Source organism: Flavobacterium sp. GW821-FHT11G01 (assembly GCF_058808175.1).
Window position 1 is genome coordinate 152,739 of sequence record NZ_JBXARK010000009.1, and the last position, 17,029, is coordinate 169,767.

Annotated in this window: 9 protein-coding genes; 6 read left to right on the forward strand and 3 right to left on the reverse strand. The window is 33.8% G+C overall.

The window, feature by feature from the left end; genetic code table 11:
• Positions 1–120: 120 nt before the first annotated feature.
• The 6 genes from AC1RRN_RS16640 to AC1RRN_RS16665 all read left to right on the forward strand — a co-directional run bounded on the left by AC1RRN_RS16640 (position 121) and on the right by AC1RRN_RS16665 (position 8,399).
• Entirely contained in the window at positions 121–642 is a 522-nt protein-coding gene (locus AC1RRN_RS16640; RefSeq protein WP_492968372.1) for a YceI family protein, read from the forward strand.
• 105 nt (positions 643–747) lie between these two features.
• Entirely contained in the window at positions 748–1,347 is a 600-nt protein-coding gene (locus AC1RRN_RS16645) for a TetR/AcrR family transcriptional regulator (protein ID WP_492968373.1), read from the forward strand.
• 13 nt (positions 1,348–1,360) lie between these two features.
• A complete protein-coding gene (locus AC1RRN_RS16650; protein ID WP_492968374.1) occupies positions 1,361–2,695 on the forward strand; it encodes a TolC family protein in 1,335 nt (444 codons plus the stop codon).
• A 9-nt stretch (positions 2,696–2,704) separates the two neighbouring features.
• A complete protein-coding gene (locus AC1RRN_RS16655; protein WP_492968375.1) occupies positions 2,705–3,772 on the forward strand; it encodes an efflux RND transporter periplasmic adaptor subunit in 1,068 nt (355 codons plus the stop codon).
• 91 nt (positions 3,773–3,863) lie between these two features.
• Positions 3,864–7,040, forward strand: coding sequence for an efflux RND transporter permease subunit (locus AC1RRN_RS16660; RefSeq protein WP_492968376.1), 3,177 nt, complete (start codon positions 3,864–3,866; stop codon positions 7,038–7,040).
• A 108-nt stretch (positions 7,041–7,148) separates the two neighbouring features.
• The gene (locus AC1RRN_RS16665) at positions 7,149–8,399 is read left to right on the forward strand and encodes a TCR/Tet family MFS transporter (RefSeq protein ID WP_492968377.1); all 1,251 of its coding nucleotides are present in this window, start codon (positions 7,149–7,151) and stop codon (positions 8,397–8,399) included.
• A 57-nt stretch (positions 8,400–8,456) separates the two neighbouring features.
• On the opposite strand, the gene AC1RRN_RS16670 is transcribed toward AC1RRN_RS16665, so the two are convergent.
• The 3 genes from AC1RRN_RS16670 to AC1RRN_RS16680 all read right to left on the reverse strand — a co-directional run bounded on the left by AC1RRN_RS16670 (position 8,457) and on the right by AC1RRN_RS16680 (position 17,004).
• The gene (locus tag AC1RRN_RS16670) at positions 8,457–13,847 is read right to left on the reverse strand and encodes a T9SS type A sorting domain-containing protein (protein ID WP_492968378.1); all 5,391 of its coding nucleotides are present in this window, start codon (positions 13,845–13,847) and stop codon (positions 8,457–8,459) included.
• Between the two features lie 104 nt (positions 13,848–13,951).
• Positions 13,952–14,389, reverse strand: a complete 438-nt coding sequence (locus AC1RRN_RS16675; RefSeq protein WP_492968379.1) for a retropepsin-like aspartic protease — start codon at positions 14,387–14,389, stop codon at positions 13,952–13,954.
• Positions 14,341–17,004 (reverse strand): CHAT domain-containing protein, encoded by a 2,664-nt coding sequence (locus tag AC1RRN_RS16680; protein ID WP_492968380.1) that lies wholly within the window; start codon positions 17,002–17,004, stop codon positions 14,341–14,343. The genes AC1RRN_RS16675 and AC1RRN_RS16680 overlap by 49 nt, the downstream gene beginning before the upstream one ends.
• Between the last annotated feature and the right edge of the window lie 25 nt (positions 17,005–17,029).

A 17,029-nucleotide genomic window follows, 5' to 3' on the forward strand; every position in this document is an offset into this window, starting at 1 on the left:
ACTTGTTTGGTGTTTAGAGTTTCCTGTCTATATTTGCACTTTTAATTGGAAACGCTGAACACTATAAAAGTTTCCTTAAGAAGTTTAGATGCTTTATAAACTAAACAAAACCAAATAATTATGAAAACAACATGGACCTTAGATTCTAGTCAATCAGATGTTTTAATTAAAATGAGACATTCGATTATTGCCTATTTAGGAGGAACTACAAATAAATTTGACGGTTACGTTAATATTGAAGACAATGAAATTGAAGATGCTTCGGTTGAATTTTCATTAGATATTAATAATAAAAATGACAGTTTTCAGCACGTGGATTCTCATATGCAATTGAATGACTTGTTCAATGTAAACGAACATCCTATTATCAGTTTTAAATCGACTTCTTTTCAGAAAATCAACGATAATATCAATTTTTTCAAAGGTGATTTAACGATTAAAGATGTTACCAAAGTGGTAGAACTTGATGCCGAGTTTATTGGTGTCAATTCTTATAACGGACAGAAGAAAGTTGCTTTTGAAATTAAGGGTGATATCAAACGTCAGGACTTTGGATTAGATTATAATGCATTTAATTTCAATGGCGGTCTGGCCTTAGGAAAAGACATTAAACTAATCGCAAACTTAGAATTTAGCATATAAATCTTACATAATGAATAAATTAATGTAAAATTATTACAAAAATAATGGAAACTATTTTTTAGCTTTTAGTTTCCTAATTATATTTGTAATGCAATTTGAATTAAAATGAAAGAGAAAATCATATCAAAAGCGAGTGAATTATTTTTAAGACTCGGTTTTAAAAGTGTTACGATGGATGATATTGCAGGCGAAATGTGTATTTCTAAAAAAACGATTTACAAATATTTCTGTAATAAAGAAGTGTTGATTGAAGAAAGCACTTCAATGGTTCATAAGCAAGTTCATGAGGTTATTGATACTATTGTTGCAAAAAATTATAATGCTATTCATGAGAACTTTGAAATTCGTGAAATGTTTCGTGATATGTTTAAAAACGCAACTGATACTTCACCCCTTTATCAGTTAAAAAAACATTATCCTGAAATCTATCAAAATGTAATGACGCATGAAATTGATCAGTGCAATCATTATTTTAAAGATAATATCTTAAAAGGAATTAGCGAGAATTTATACAGAGCAGATTTGAATATTGATATTTATGTGAAATTTTATTACACCCTAATTTTTCATATTAATGCCACTACGGTCTCTGAAAGAGAAGCACAAAAAATAGAATTAGAAGCTTTGGAATATCACACCAGAGCTATGGCAACCGAAAAGGGAATAATCGAATTAGAAAAACAACTTAAAAAATTTAGTACTTAATTAATCAATCTATATGAAACGAATAATTCTTATATTTTTGTGTTCAATTGGCTTGACTGCCAACGCACAAGTCAAAACCCTAACCTTAAAAGAGGCTCTTACATACGCGCTGCAAAATAAAGCGGATGCTAAAAAATCTAAACTACAGGTTGAAAATAGTGAGTATCAAATTCAGGAAATTCGCTCAAGAGCCTTACCACAAATTTCAGGTAACGCAAGTTTAACATACAATCCTATTCTACAAACCAGTGTAATCGATGGAGGATCTTTTGGTCAGCCGGGAACTTCTATTCAGGCTACTTTTGGTCAAAAATGGACTTCTGGTGCCGGAATATCTTTGAGTCAGGCCTTGTTTGATCAATCTGTTTTTACGGGATTAAGAGCAGCTAAATCTACTCGTGAATTTTATCAAATAAACGATCAATTGACTGAAGAACAAGTTATTGAAAGAGTTGCAAATAACTATTATGGTGTTTATGTACAACGCGAAAGATTAATTTTATTAGATAGTAACTACGTAAATACAACTAAAGTTCGCAATATCGTACAAGGACAATTTGATAATGGTCTGGCTAAAAAAATTGATTTAGACCGTATTGTGGTAAAAATGTCAAACATTGATACAGAGCGTCAACAAATTAAAAATCAGATTACTTTACAGGAAAATGCGTTGAAGTTTTATATGGGAATGCCTATTGAAGCCCAAATCGAGATTCCAAAAGAAGAATTTCAAGTGGTTCCTGCTGCATTAACAGAAGTTCCTAATGTAGAAAACAGAACAGAATATTTGCTTTTGAAAAAACAAGAAGAATTATTAGTATTTAATAAGAAAGCTACTGAAGCACTTTACTACCCTACATTAAACTTAGTTGCCGGTTATAATTATATCGGTCAGGGGCCAGAAATGCCTCTTTTTGGAAAACCGAGAGATGGGGTTTATTGGTCTGATTACTCCGCAATTGGATTGAATTTACATGTGCCAATTTTTACCGGTTTCGGAACCCGTGCCAAAGTAAGACAAGCAGATGTTGAAATCAGATCACTTCAGGAAGATATTAAAGATACCAAACTTTCTCTTGATTTGGATTACAGAAACGCAATGGCTCAAATTGAGAACAACCTTATCACGATTCAGAATCAAAAGGAAAACATGCGTTTGGCTAAAGAAATTTTAAGCGATACAAAAAACAATTACCTTCAGGGATTAGCATCATTAACCGATTTATTGGATGCTGAAAACGAATCTCTTGAAGCTCAAAATAATTTTACAAGAGCAGTTTTAAATTATAAAATTGCTGAGATAACACTAATCAAATCGAAAGGCGAACTAAAAACTCTTATTAAATAACTAATTACAATGAAGAAAACTATTATAACAATCGTAATCATAATCGCAGCTTTAGGGGTGATTGGATATATCTTAAATAATAATAAGAAGGAGAATAAAGCAAAAACCGATATCGTAGCAGAAAAAAATGCTGCGGTTTCAGTAAAAATTTCTCCGGTAAAAACAGAAGAAGTTTCTCTGGACTTCGTTGCAAATGGTAATTTCCAACCAATTCAGCAATTGACTTTCTCTGCTGAAAAATCAGGAAAAGTAATCAGCGTCTTGGCAAAAGAAGGAGATTATGTAAGAGTTGGTCAAACTTTATTGACAGTTCGTGGAGATGTAATCAATGTAAATGCACAACAAGCACAGGCTGTATACGCAAATGCAAAATCAGATTATGCCAGATATGAAAATGCTTTTAAAACGGGTGGTGTTACAAAACAACAATTAGATCAGGCGAAATTGGCTTTAACAAATGCTCAGTCTAGCTTAACTCAGGCAAACATTAATGTTGGTGATACAAGAGTAAAAGCGCCAATCAACGGATTTATCAATAAAAAATACATTGAGCCAGGATCTATCTTAACAGGAATGCCGGCAACTGCATTGTTTGATATCGTTAACGTTTCTAAACTAAAATTAGTAGTAACAGTAAACGAAAATCAGGTTGCAAGTTTAAAAGTTGGAAATACTATCAATGTAACGGCTAGTGTTTATCCTGATAAAAATTTCTCTGGAAAAATCACTTTTATTGCTGCAAAAGCTGATGAGAGTTTAAATTTCCCAGTTGAAATTGAAATTGCAAACAACATAAATAATGACCTGAAAGCAGGTATGTACGGAACAGCAAATTTTGCTTCAAACCAACAAAAACAACATTTGATGGTTGTACCTAGAAATGCATTCGTAGGAAGTGTAAGCAGCAACGAGATTTTTGTAGCTGAAAATGGTATTGCAAAATTGAAAAAAGTAACTGCTGGAAGAATTTTAGGAGATCAGGTAGAAATCATCAATGGATTATCTGATGGCGAAAAAGTAATTACTACCGGTCAGATTAATTTACAAGACGGTAACAGAGTAGAAATTATTAAATAATTATTTGGCTATAAGCCGTAAGCTATAGGCAATAAGCTGATCAAAAGCTTAAAGCCTAAAGCCTACAGCCTAAAGCATAAAGAAAAAATATATGAAATTAGCCGAAATATCCATAAAACGTCCGTCGTTAGTAATTGTATTGTTTACAATTCTGACACTTGGTGGATTGTTCAGTTACAGCCAGTTAGGTTATGAGCTGATCCCTAAATTTGAGCAAAACGTTATTACAATTTCTACAATTTATCCTGGAGCTTCTCCAAGTGAGGTAGAAAATACAGTAACCAAGAAAATTGAAGATGCGATCGCATCCTTGGAGAATGTCAAGAAAATTGATTCAAAATCATACGAAAGTTTATCTATTGTTTCGATTACACTAACATCAAATGCAAAAGTCGATTTTTCATTAAATGACGCGCAACGAAAAATCAATGCGATTATTAGTGACTTACCAGATGATGCAGAAACGCCTTCGTTAACCAAATTCTCGCTGAGTGATTTACCAATCATGACGCTTGGTGCCAACGGAAAAATGGACGAAGCAGAGTTTTATGACTTAATTGATAAAAAAATTGCTCCTATTTTATCTCGTGTACAAGGGGTAGCGCAGGTTAATATTATTGGTGGTGAGGAACGTGAGATTCAGGTAAATCTTGATGCAGTAAAAATGCAGGGTTACGGATTATCGATTCCTCAGGTTCAACAAAATATTTTGAGTTCGAACTTAGATTTCCCAACAGGAAACATCCAAACTCGTAATCAAAAAATATTAATTCGTTTAGCGGGTAAATATAAAAGTGTTGAAGAATTAAGAAACCTGGTTGTTTCTTCTCAAAACGGAATTCAGGTTCGTTTAAGTGATATTGCTGATGTTCAGGATACTCAAAAAGTAGCGGAGAAAATATCTCGTGTAGATCAAAAAAGTGCGATTGTTTTACAAATTGTTAAACAATCAGATGCAAACGCCGTTGCGGTAAGTGAGCAATTATTGAAAACAATTGCCATTCTTGAAAAAGATTATGAAAAAAATCACTTAAAATTAGAAGTTGCAAAAGACAGTACCATCTTTACTCTTGAAGCAGCAGACTCTGTTGTTCACGATTTATTGATTGCGGTAATTCTGGTAGCATTTGTAATGTTGTTCTTCTTGCACAGTATTAGAAACTCATTGATTGTAATGGTTTCTATTCCGGCCTCTTTGATTGCAACATTTATTGGTATTTATTTGATGGGATATACTTTGAACTTAATGAGTTTATTAGGATTATCTCTTGTGGTTGGTATTCTGGTCGATGACGCGATTGTGGTTTTGGAGAATATTTACAGGCACATGGAAATGGGTAAAAGCCGAATTCGTGCATCATACGATGGAACTGCAGAAATTGGTGGAACTGTAACTTCGATTACTTTAGTAATTGTGGTGGTATTCTTGCCGATTGCGATGAGTTCTGGTTTGGTTTCTAATATTATTACACAATTTTGTGTTACCGTAATTATATCAACTTTACTATCACTTTTAGCTTCATTTACTATTATTCCTTGGTTATCATCTCGTTTTGGTAAATTAGAGCATATTGAAGGGAAGAATTTATTCGGAAGAATTATTCTTGGTTTCGAAAGTTATTTAACACGTTTCACTAACTGGGTTTCTGAATTATTGACCTGGTGTTTGGATCATTATATTAAAACATTTATCGTTGTTGTTGTATTGTTCTTTGCTTCGACAATTGGATTAATGGGCGGAGGTTTCATTGGAGGAGAGTTTTTCGCTTCTTCTGATAGTGGAGAGTTCTTAGTTCAAATCGAAATGCCAAAAGATGCTTCGTTAGAACAAACGAACTTCATGACGCAAAAAGCAGAAGCTTATTTGAAAGCTCAGGAATATGTTCACAGTCAAATTACAACAGTTGGACAAACTTCTGAAGGTTTTGGAGCGTCTCAAGCTACAGCTTATAAAGCAGAGATTGACGTAAAAATGATCGAACAAAAAGATCGTACAGATGATGCAAATGTTTACGCAGCGAAAATCAAACGTAAATTAGAAAAAGTATTAGTTGGAGCAAAAGTAAAAACAGTTCCGGTTGGTATTTTAGGTACTGCTGAAGATGCAACTTTAGGATTAATTGTAACAGGTCCTTCAACAGAAGCGGCTATGGAATTTGCTAAAAAAGCGGAAGCTGAATTACGTACTATTCCCGGAACAACAGAGATCAAATTAACCGTTGAAGATGGTAACCCTGAAATTAACGTTAAAGTAGATCGTGATAAAATGGCTGCTTTAGGATTGACATTACAAACAGTTGGTTTAACAATGCAAACCGCTTTTAGTGGAAATACAGACGGTAAATACAGAGCTGGAGAATACGAATATGATATCAATATCAGATACAATGCATTCGACAGAAAAAGTATTACAGATGTTAGTAATTTGATTTTCATCAATGCTGCTGGTCAACAAATTAAATTATCTCAATTTGCAACTATTACAGAAGGTTCAGGACCTAGCCAGTTAGAGCGTAGAGATAAATCAGCGTCGGTAACTGTAAAAGGACAAAACGTTGGGGTTCCTTCAGGAACAATTGTTACACAATGGCAAGCGAAATTAGATAAACTTCAAAAACCAGCTGGTGTAAACTATATCTGGGGAGGTGACCAGGAGAATCAATCGGAAGGTTTTGGTACTTTGGGAATCGCTTTATTAGCTGCTATTATTTTGGTTTACCTGGTAATGGTGAGTTTGTATGACAGTTTCGTTCACCCGTTTGTGGTATTGTTTGCTATCCCGCTTTCGTTTATTGGTGCGATGTTGGCATTGGCTTTGACCAACAATTCATTAAACATCTTTACCATTTTAGGTATTATCATGTTGATTGGTCTGGTGTGTAAGAATGCGATTATGCTTGTCGATTATACGAACCAAAGAAGAGCAGCTGGAGAATCAATCAGAACGGCATTAATTCAGGCGAATCACGCTCGTTTACGTCCGATTTTGATGACTACAATTGCGATGGTATTTGGTATGTTCCCAATTGCATTGGCATCTGGAGCTGGAGCTGAATGGAAAAACGGATTGGCTTGGGTAATTATCGGAGGATTAATTTCTTCTTTATTCCTAACCCTGATTGTGGTTCCGGTTATTTATAATATCATGGAGAAAATTATTCACAAATTCTCTAAAGGAGATAAAATCGATTACGAAGCTGAAATGGTAGCGGATTATACGCCAACCGAATTAAGCGAAGACGGTTTTAATCCTAAACATACCCATTAATTTTGATTTAATTTTAGACGAAAAGTCCCAAATTCCATTACGGAGTTTGGGATTTTTTTATTGTTAATTGAAAAATATGTTTATTTGTATCAACTTACTAAAATTACGATGCTACAAAAAAATAAATCTGCGGCGATTGGTTTCATTTTCATAACCATGTTAATTGACATTACCGGATGGGGAATTATTATTCCTGTAATTCCAAAATTAATTGAAGAACTAATTCACGGTGACATCAGTGAAGCGGCAAAAATTGGCGGTTGGCTGACTTTCGCTTATGCGATAACTCAGTTTGTGTTTGCACCAGTTATTGGAAATTTGAGCGATAAATTCGGAAGAAGGCCTATTATCTTGATTTCCCTTTTCGGATTTTCATTAGATTATCTTCTTTTAGCCTTTTCACCAACAATTCTTTGGCTTTTTATTGGAAGAATTATTGCCGGAGTAACAGGCGCAAGTATCACAACAGCTTCTGCTTATATTGCCGATGTAAGTACAGCCGAAAACAGAGCAAAAAACTTTGGTTTAGTTGGAGCTGCTTTTGGTTTAGGATTTATTATCGGGCCAGTTATTGGCGGTTTATTAGGTCAATATGGGTCTCGAGTTCCATTTTATGCAGCTGCAGTTTTGTGTATGGTGAATTTCTTGTACGGATTTTTCATTTTGCCTGAATCACTTAAAAAAGAAAACCGCCGACCTTTTGATTGGAAACGAGCCAATCCAGTTGGAGCAATTTTAGGTTTAAAGAAGCATCCAGAGTTAATTGGACTTATTTCAGCAATATTTCTTTTGTATGTGGGTTCGCATGCGGTTCAAAGCAATTGGAGTTTCTTCACTATTTATCAATTCAATTGGGATGAAAAAATGATCGGAATTTCATTGGGAATAATTGGCCTCTTAGTTGGAGCTGTTCAAGGCGGATTAGTTCGTTATATTAACCCAAAAATTGGTAACGAAAAAAGTATTTATATTGGTTTAGCATTATACACAATCGGAATGCTATTATTTGCTTTTGCAACAGAAAGCTGGATGATGTTTGTATTTTTGATTCCCTATTGTCTTGGCGGAATTGCAGGCCCGGCACTTCAGTCGGTAGTTGCCAGCAAAGTATCGCCAAGTGAACAAGGAGAAATTCAGGGAACTTTGACCAGTTTAATGAGTGCGTCTTCAATCATTGGTCCGCCAATGATGGCCAATACATTTTACTTTTTTACTCATAGCGATGCACCTTTCAAGTTTGCCGGAGCACCATTTGTTTTAGGAGGTTTTTTAATGTTATTGAGTACCGTTGTTGCTTATTTTTCATTGAAAAAACATTCGGTTTCAAAAGTAGAAATTGATTCGCAGGAAATAGTATAAAATTAAAAAGCCTTCATTATTTAAAATGAAGGCTTTTTTTATTGTTTTTGAAAAGGATTATTTTTTAATGACTTTTATTGTTTTTTCTTTGCCATCCGATTTTACTTTCATTAGATAAATACCGCTCGGAAGGTTTGATAAATCAATTTCGGACTGAAGATCATTGATTTTTTTGAAGACAATAGATTTTCCAGATACATCAATAATTTCAACATCGTCAATTACCAAATTGTTTTTAATTGTCAATATATCTTGCACAGGATTTGGATAAAACTGGAAAGCAGTCAAATTAAAATCTGGTGTCGAAAGCGCTCCATTTACTTTAGCCGTTACAGCAAGACGCTCCTTGCTTTCAATTCCGTTAATAGTTTGCGAAGCATAATAAGTAGTTCCGTCGACTAAAATTGTTGTTAATGGCAGAGGAGTTTCAGTGGTAGATTTGTTTGTTTTTCCAGTTGAAGAACTTCCCGGAGAACTATACCATTTAACATCTTGTCCGTCAATTATTAAATCTGCTAAAGTTTGTCCCGCTTTAAAATCTACTGTCAATTTACTTTGTCCCTTAATTGTTGGAGCAATTGGATCAACAACAACATCTATCAATACAATACATCCATTTAAATCGGAAGTAACAACGCTATAAGTTCCAGGTGTTAAATTTGAGAATGTATTATTTGCTGAAAACTGGTTCAAATTAGGAGATATTGCATATCTATAACCTCCACTTCCGCCAGCAGCATTTACCTTGATGGTTTGATTTGTAACTTCTACCGTAGAAATTAATAGATTAGGTTCCGTTATAGTAATCGCCATAACAGAAGAACATTCATTACTATCTTTTACCGCTATTGCATGAGTGCCAGCAGAGAGATTAGAGAAGATATTGCTAGTTTGATAAGCGTTTCCATTTAACGAATAGCTATATGGAGCTTTTCCTCCAGAAACGGTTACCTGAATAACTGCATCCTTGCTTCCATTACAATGTACAGGAGAAGTAATAGTCGTTGTAGCGACCAATTGACTTACTGGAGTTAGAGTAGCAGAAAGCGTAAGTATATCACCACCCGCATCTTTAACTTTTATAGTGTAAGTTCCTGCTTGTAAATTTGAAGCTATATTAGATGAACCATAATTAATTCCATTATCAAAAGAATATTGATGAGGATATTTACCGCCTGCTGCATTTATGGTTATAGTTCCTAAAGCTGTACAAGTAATAGGTGATGTCATAAGAGTACCGAAAATTTTATCTGAAGTGACAAGTATGCCAGATTTATTTGTGATACATCCTGCAGCATCCGTTACTTCTGTTGTATATTTTCCAACATATAAACCTTCAAAAATAGGAGAACTTTGCGGGCCAACAATTTGTGCGCCATTTTCATATTTGAGTACATATTGATATGGAGCTGTTCCGCCCGAAGCTGTAATTGTAATTTTTCCGTCGACGCTGTTAAGTGTTTTACTATTTTCTACAACATTAGATAAAGATAAAAGAGCCGGTTGTGATATTGTAGCGCTAGTGTTGGCAATACATCCAGAAGCATCTTTTACGCTGACAGTATAGGTCTGAGACGTTAGATTAGTAAAAGTGCTCGATGCAGTATATCCGTTTCCTATTGAGTAAGTGTAAGGTGCATTTCCTCCTATAGCAGTAACATTTATCGAAGCATTGCTTAAACAATCAATGCCTTTAGTAACAGCAGTTGTGATGGCTAAGGGAGCGATAGGTTTTATAATAGCAATTGAGGATGCTGTAGTATTCTGAGCATCTTTAACAATGATCGTATAACTTCCGGGGGATAAATTAGTAAATAAATTTGTAGTAGTATAAGTGTTCCCGTTATCAATAGAGTATTGATATGGAGCGACACCTCCAAGTGCAATGATATTTAGTTTTCCTGTTGAAATATCACAGGTTAAAGGTGTTATTTCAAAATTGGCAGAAAGGGAAGTTGGTTCAGAAATGCTTATATCAGAATGCATTGCTGTACAGCCTTTATAATCTCTGATATATACTGTATAAATACCTTTTTTCAGATAAGAAAAAACATTATTTGACTGAAAGGTGATATTATCAAGAGAATATTCATAGGAACGGCCTTGACCGAGAGCCTTTACTGTTATAGTTTGATTTTCGACAATTACTTTTGAGATAATTGGATCTGGCTCTTCAATTGTAAAACTCTGTGTGATCGAAGTACATCCATTAGCATCTTTAATTGAAAAAATATAGGTTCCTGGCTCTAATTTTTCATACAAATCATCATGTACTACAAAAGGACCACCATTAAAGGAATAGGTATAAGGAGCCTGTCCTCCATATGCTGCAATTGTTATACCGCCGCGGTCCTCATCAGATGTAGAGCAAATTCCCTTATACGTATTATAATAAAACGTAGGAGTTGTTTGATCACCAATTGTTGCTGGCAAGACCACTGTATTATTGTCGGCATCACGTACTTTTAGCGTATAAGATCCTGCTGTTACATTGAATACATTTGAAGATAAATACGTAATTCCATTATCTTGAGAATATTGATAAGGTGCAGTTCCTCCAGTAGCTGTAACAGTAAGCGTTCCAACAGGATTGTTGCATGTCATTTGCGTAATAGCAACTGTTGCCGAAAGGGTATTGATTTTATTTATAATCGAAATAGCATCTTTTGAAGCAATACATCCATTTGCATCTTTTACCTGTACGCCATACAATCCCGCTTGTAAGCCGTCAAAAATATTTGAGGATTGAAAAGCCCTAATAATTATTCCGTTAAAATTTGTCAAAGCGTAGGTATAAGAGAAAACTCCTCCAGTTGCTGCAACTGTTATTTTACCATTGTTATTATTAATTGTCGTTGAGTTTGTTGCGCTCGTAGTTATTGTTATAGGAGAAGGTCCGTCGATTGTTATGTAATATGAAGTAAGGCATCCACTTGCATCTTTTACCGTTACATTATAAACACCTGCCACTAAATTTGTAAAAACATTTGTTGGAACAAAACTACTGTTGTTTATTGAATACAAGTAAGGAGCTTTTCCGCCTATCGTTTGTACATTTATCATTCCGTCGGTGCCTTGGTAACACGTCGGATTAACTTTTGATACAGAAATTATAGGAAAGGTTAAAGGTGAAACAGTAATATTGTTTGAGGTTGCTAAATTGTTATTGGCATCTTTGACAACAATTGAATAGGTTCCAGCATTTAAATTGCTAAAAACGTTATTGGCTTGAAATGTAGTGCCGCCATTTATAGAATAAGTATATGGTGTAGTTGCTCCAGAAGCATTGACAGTAATTACGGCATTGCTCATACAATCTGCTTCTTTCGTAAGCACAACTGAAGCCGTTAATGGATTTACATTTTCAATAGTAACCATAAAAACGAAAGATTGACAGCCTTTTGAATCTTTTATATAAACGTTATGAAAGCCAGGGCTTAAATTTGTAAAGACATTATTTGTCTGAAACGGACTGTCATCTACGGAATATTGGTAAGGCGCTGTTCCAGCTTGCCCATTAATAGTCAACGTTTGCTTGTCAATTAAAAAGTCAGGATAAATAGGCGTTAACGGACTAATTGTTATCGATTTTGTATATAATTTATCGTCATTATCTTTTACAGTAATGGTATATGTTCCAGCAACTAGATTAGTAAATATGTTGCTGGACTGAAATGTTCCGCCATTAATAGAATAAACGTAAGGAGTAAATCCGCCGGTTGCAGTAACCGTAATTTCGGCATTGCTTGTGCATTCTATTGGTTTAGTAATTGAAATAGCAGCCACAATAGGACTCGCTATCTCCGCCCAAAAACTTCCCGGCTCGCAATTATTTGAATCTTTTACTCTCACATGGTGTAATCCTACAGTAACATTTGTAAAAACATTATTAGCTTGAAAACTGCCATTATCAATCGCGTATTGATAAGTTCCGGTTCCTCCTGTTACGTCCAGAATTGATATCGTATTTCCGTCAATTACTATTTCTGCATTTACAGCCGATGGTTCAGTAATTGTATATGGGAGCGTGCTTGTACAGCCTGTAGCGTCAATTACTTTAAGGGTATAATTTCCTGCTTTAAGATTTGCAAAAACATTCCCACTAGTGTAAGGCTCATTATTTATTGAATATTGATAAGGTGATTGTCCTCCTGCAGCCGCAATTGTTAAAGTTGTTTTTTCGCCCCAACATAATACTGGCGTGTTTGCGGTAGTTATTGTTAACGGTGGCAAGGGAGGCTGTACAGTATTAAACAGTGGAGCGGAAACACAGCCTTTACTGTCTTTAATTAAAAAGACATAATTGCCAGGAGCCAGATTATTAAAAACATTGCTATTAGTAAAAGTTTGCCCATTATCCATAGAATAGACATAAGGCCCATTACCAGAAGTTGCTTGAACAAGAATTGATGCACCGCTGCAGCTTGTGGCATTCGTAACCAGTGCGACACCAGTAACATTAACAAAAGGTGCAATTGTTATTGCAAATGGATTTGAAATCGAATTTAAAGCATCTTTAACCGTTATATTGTATGTACCCGGATTAAGATTATTAAAAATATTAGAGGTTTGATAGATAAATCCATTAATTGAATAAGTATAAGGCCCTTGACCACCTGTAGCATTTGCCGTTATTATCCCATTATTGCCGTTGCCTGAACAATCTAAATCTTTGGTGATAAATGCAGTTACATTTAAAAAAGGAAAAACTGTTGTATTTACTCTTGCACCACATCCTTCAGCATCGCGTACTCTTATAATATAATTTCCAGGAATTGCATTTGAAAAAACATTACTAGGTTGATAATCTACTCCATTTAATGAATATTGATAAGAGCCTGTTCCCCCACTAGCGGTAACAATTATTACGTTTTGGTCGGCAATCATTGACGTTGCCACTAAAGCTGTAGGTTCAGGAACAACATAAGTAAGTTTAGTATTTAGGCAAATAGCATTTTGACTTTTTACCTCTATATTATATGTTCCAGCGGGTAAATTAGTGTAATAATCATTTGTTGTAAAGGTACTTCCGTTTACAGAATAGAGATAAGGTGCATTTCCTCCAGAAGAACTAAGACTCAAAGCTGTCGTCTCGCCTTTACATAAAATTGGTTTATGTGAAGCAGTAACATTTATGGCAGGAAATGTAGTCAGATTAAAATAATTGGTTGAAATAGTACCATTATTGTCAATTCTCCCATAAATTTTCATTAGACCAACAGAACCTGTGTAAGTTGCTGGATTTGCAATCACATTTGTGTTGCTTAATGCATCGGTTTCACTTAAAAAATAAGTCACAGACGTTTCAGCTGGATTTAAATTGCCAATAAAATCGGCTTTAAGGGAAGTTAGATTAAAAGAAGTTCCTTGGCAGATGGAAATTGAAGTAACTTGTGCATAAAATAAATTGGAAAATAATAAAAGAAAACAAAGTAGAGTTTTTTTCATAGTATTAGATTTGTTATAATGGCTAAACAAATATAATACAATAAATATTGTTAAAATTGAGGTTTCCCGTAAAGGCGTAAAAATTTGAACCTAAAGTGAAATGTTCATTTCAAATACACATAATGATTGTAATAATCAATAATAGCCTTGCCTTCAAGCAAAACATCGGCACCAATAATGCCATGAACCGCTTTTGATTTATACGCTTCTAAAGCTTCATTTACATGTGAAAGATCAAAAATAACTAAACTAAAATCTGAGTTTTTCCAACTTCCAATTTGTAAAAGGTTATTGGACGAAATTTGGGTTCTCATACCTGTTCCTCCAGCTCCCGAAGCTTTGGTTTTTGATTTTTTTGCAGTAACATTAAAAAGTTCAACACTTTCAAAACCGATGCAAGTATTAGAAGCCCCCGTATCTAAAATAAAATTCCCCAAAATACCATTGATTTTTGCTTTAATCAAAAGATGCTGGGTTTTGGTTACTTTAAATTTTATTTTTTTATAATTCTCTTTTTTGAGAACCTCGTGAAGATTTTCCATTTACAATAATGATTGAAAACCAAAAATAAACCAATTACAGTCAATAAACTAATGATGTAGTAGATATAATTTGATGCTTTTTCCTGAGATGACATTGAACCATAATACACAAACGAACTCCAGTAATAAGGTGATTTTTTGGCATTTGGAATCGATTTGTCATTCAGAAAATCAAGTTTTGCCTTGTGATTGGCTTCAAAATAAGGAACATCATTTTTGATATTTTTATAAAAATCAGTCATAAAAACCGATGTTGTATAATCGTTTACTTTCCACAAAGAGAAAAGCAGATTTTGAGCGCCTGCAAACTGAAAACCCCTTGCCACACTCATCGCACCTTCTGCTTTATACAGTTTTCCTATTCCGGTTTCACAAGCACTTAAAACTACTAAATCGGGATTGATGTTGAGGTTATACAATTCAGAATACAATATTTCCTGATCATAAAATTTGATGCTTGCCGGAGTTTCAATATCGCCTGAAGAAGCATGCGTACTCAAATGTAAAATAGAATAATTCGGAGCATTATTTTTAAAATTGGAAAAACTGGCTTCCGAATTTTCTAAATATTTGCCTTTGAAATTACTTCGGATAGATTCCATTTCTTTCTTTGAATAACTCAATTCAAAAGGAGTGTTTTCGAAAATAGGAAAAACGCCCAAAACTGTTTTTTCTGAATTGGAAATTGGTTTTGAATTCAAATAAAAATTAGCCGAAGTATTATAAGCAATGTTAAAATCATTCAGCAAATAATGCATTTTAGCAAAATTTGTTGTGTTTGATTCGGCTGTAATCAAGGCTTCGAAAGGAAGGAAATTTAAAATGCCATCGGGAATAATTATCAGATTTTGGTAAACAAAATTAGTTGGCAAGTTTAATAAATCATAAACTTTTTTGCCATAACGATTATAACCTGAAATATCATTTGTAATTGAATTTGAATTATTAAAATAATCTATGAAATGTACAATATAATATCCTTTTCCATCACCCATTTGAAGCCGATTCAATGAAATTCGATTATTTTGCAAAGTGAAATAATATTGATCTTCAAATCCCATAAAATAATAAACCATTACCGCTTTGTCTTTTTCTAATTTTGAAAGCAACGCTTTTATATTACATTTTTCAGGAATATAATCAGGATTTTCAGATTGAATTTTCTTCAATGAAAGCATCAATTCGTTTTGCTTTTTTATAAGCTTATTTATTTCTAAAACATTAGCCAAATCTCCCTTTTGCTGTTCTTTTATAATAGCATTATTTATATTTTGAAGTCCAAGTAAAAGCTGTTTTTCTTCTGCGGAAGCGTTTTTAATATTCCAACGATAAATTTTCAAAATTCCAAATTTTGTTTTTTCTGATAATTGAAAAGCTTCTTCTAAATACTGAGTTTTGCTATTTTCTTTATATAATCGATTATAAATAGAAAGACATTTTTCCGTACGGTTTCGCGATCGCAATTGTGCAATAATTTTTGAGTTTTCGTAAACCAAAGAATTCATCAATAAATCTTCAATATAAAATGAAAGTTCAAAAGCTTGAAGTGCTTTTTTAGGCTGCTTATATTTTAGAATTTCTGCCTGCAAATCGATCGCATCAATCATAACCGTTTCGCCATACAATTGATTTTGATTTGGCAATATGTTTTTGGCATTATAATTCGGAATTAAAAGTTTAAAAATTGCAGAGATCTGTTTGGTACTTTCATCCTCTTTTCTTTGGTCAAAAAGCAATAATGCCTTTTCATAATATAGTTTTGCAACTTTTCGTGGTTGCTGATTTGATATTTTAAAAAAGAGTTTTTCTGCTTTTTCAAAATACGAATTGGCAACTTCAAACTGATATCTTTGACGATTTAGAGTTGCTAAATTTCGATAAGAATTAGATAAAGTTTCAGTTTGTTCTTTCTCATTTTTGAGATAATTTGCAGCCTCTTTAAAAGCATTTTCAGCTTTATCATAAATCTCTGGGCGTATCAAATTTCCAGCCGAACTTAACAAATAACTATTCCCCAGATTATTCAATAAAATCCCTTTCTGCGAATTCGATAATTTCTCCGTCTTCAAAGTATTTTCTAATAATTCAATTGCCAAAGAAATCTTGCCAGAACTCTGATAAACATTTGATAAATTTAGAATCGCAGCAAACTTTTGTTTTGGCGCATCTGGATAATTTTTGGAAGTATTAACAATAAAAAAATATTGCTTGATAGTATTTTCAGCGTTGTCATAATCGCCTAAAACAGTATATAAATTGCCTAAAGGTTTTAGGCAATATTCAATAATATCATAATTAGAAAGTTTTTTTTTCTGATAAATTTGCCAGGCTTTTTCATAACTTGAAATCGCTTTTTCGGTTTGCCCGAATTGGTTTTCATAATACGCTTTGTTGCAATTTAAAACCACAATTGCCAACAATTCATCATGGGTTTTTGGTTTGGAATTTTTCCAGAAATCAGCTTCCGTTTTGGAGAGATTTTGTAACGCTTTCGCAGAAGGATGAGCGATAAAAACATCAATTGCATTATAAATCTCATCTTCTTGAGAAACAGCTTTCTGTCCGAATATAATCAGAGTAAAGAAGAAGAAAATATAGCAATATAGTTTTGTCATAATTTTTTGTTTCACAGAGATTCAC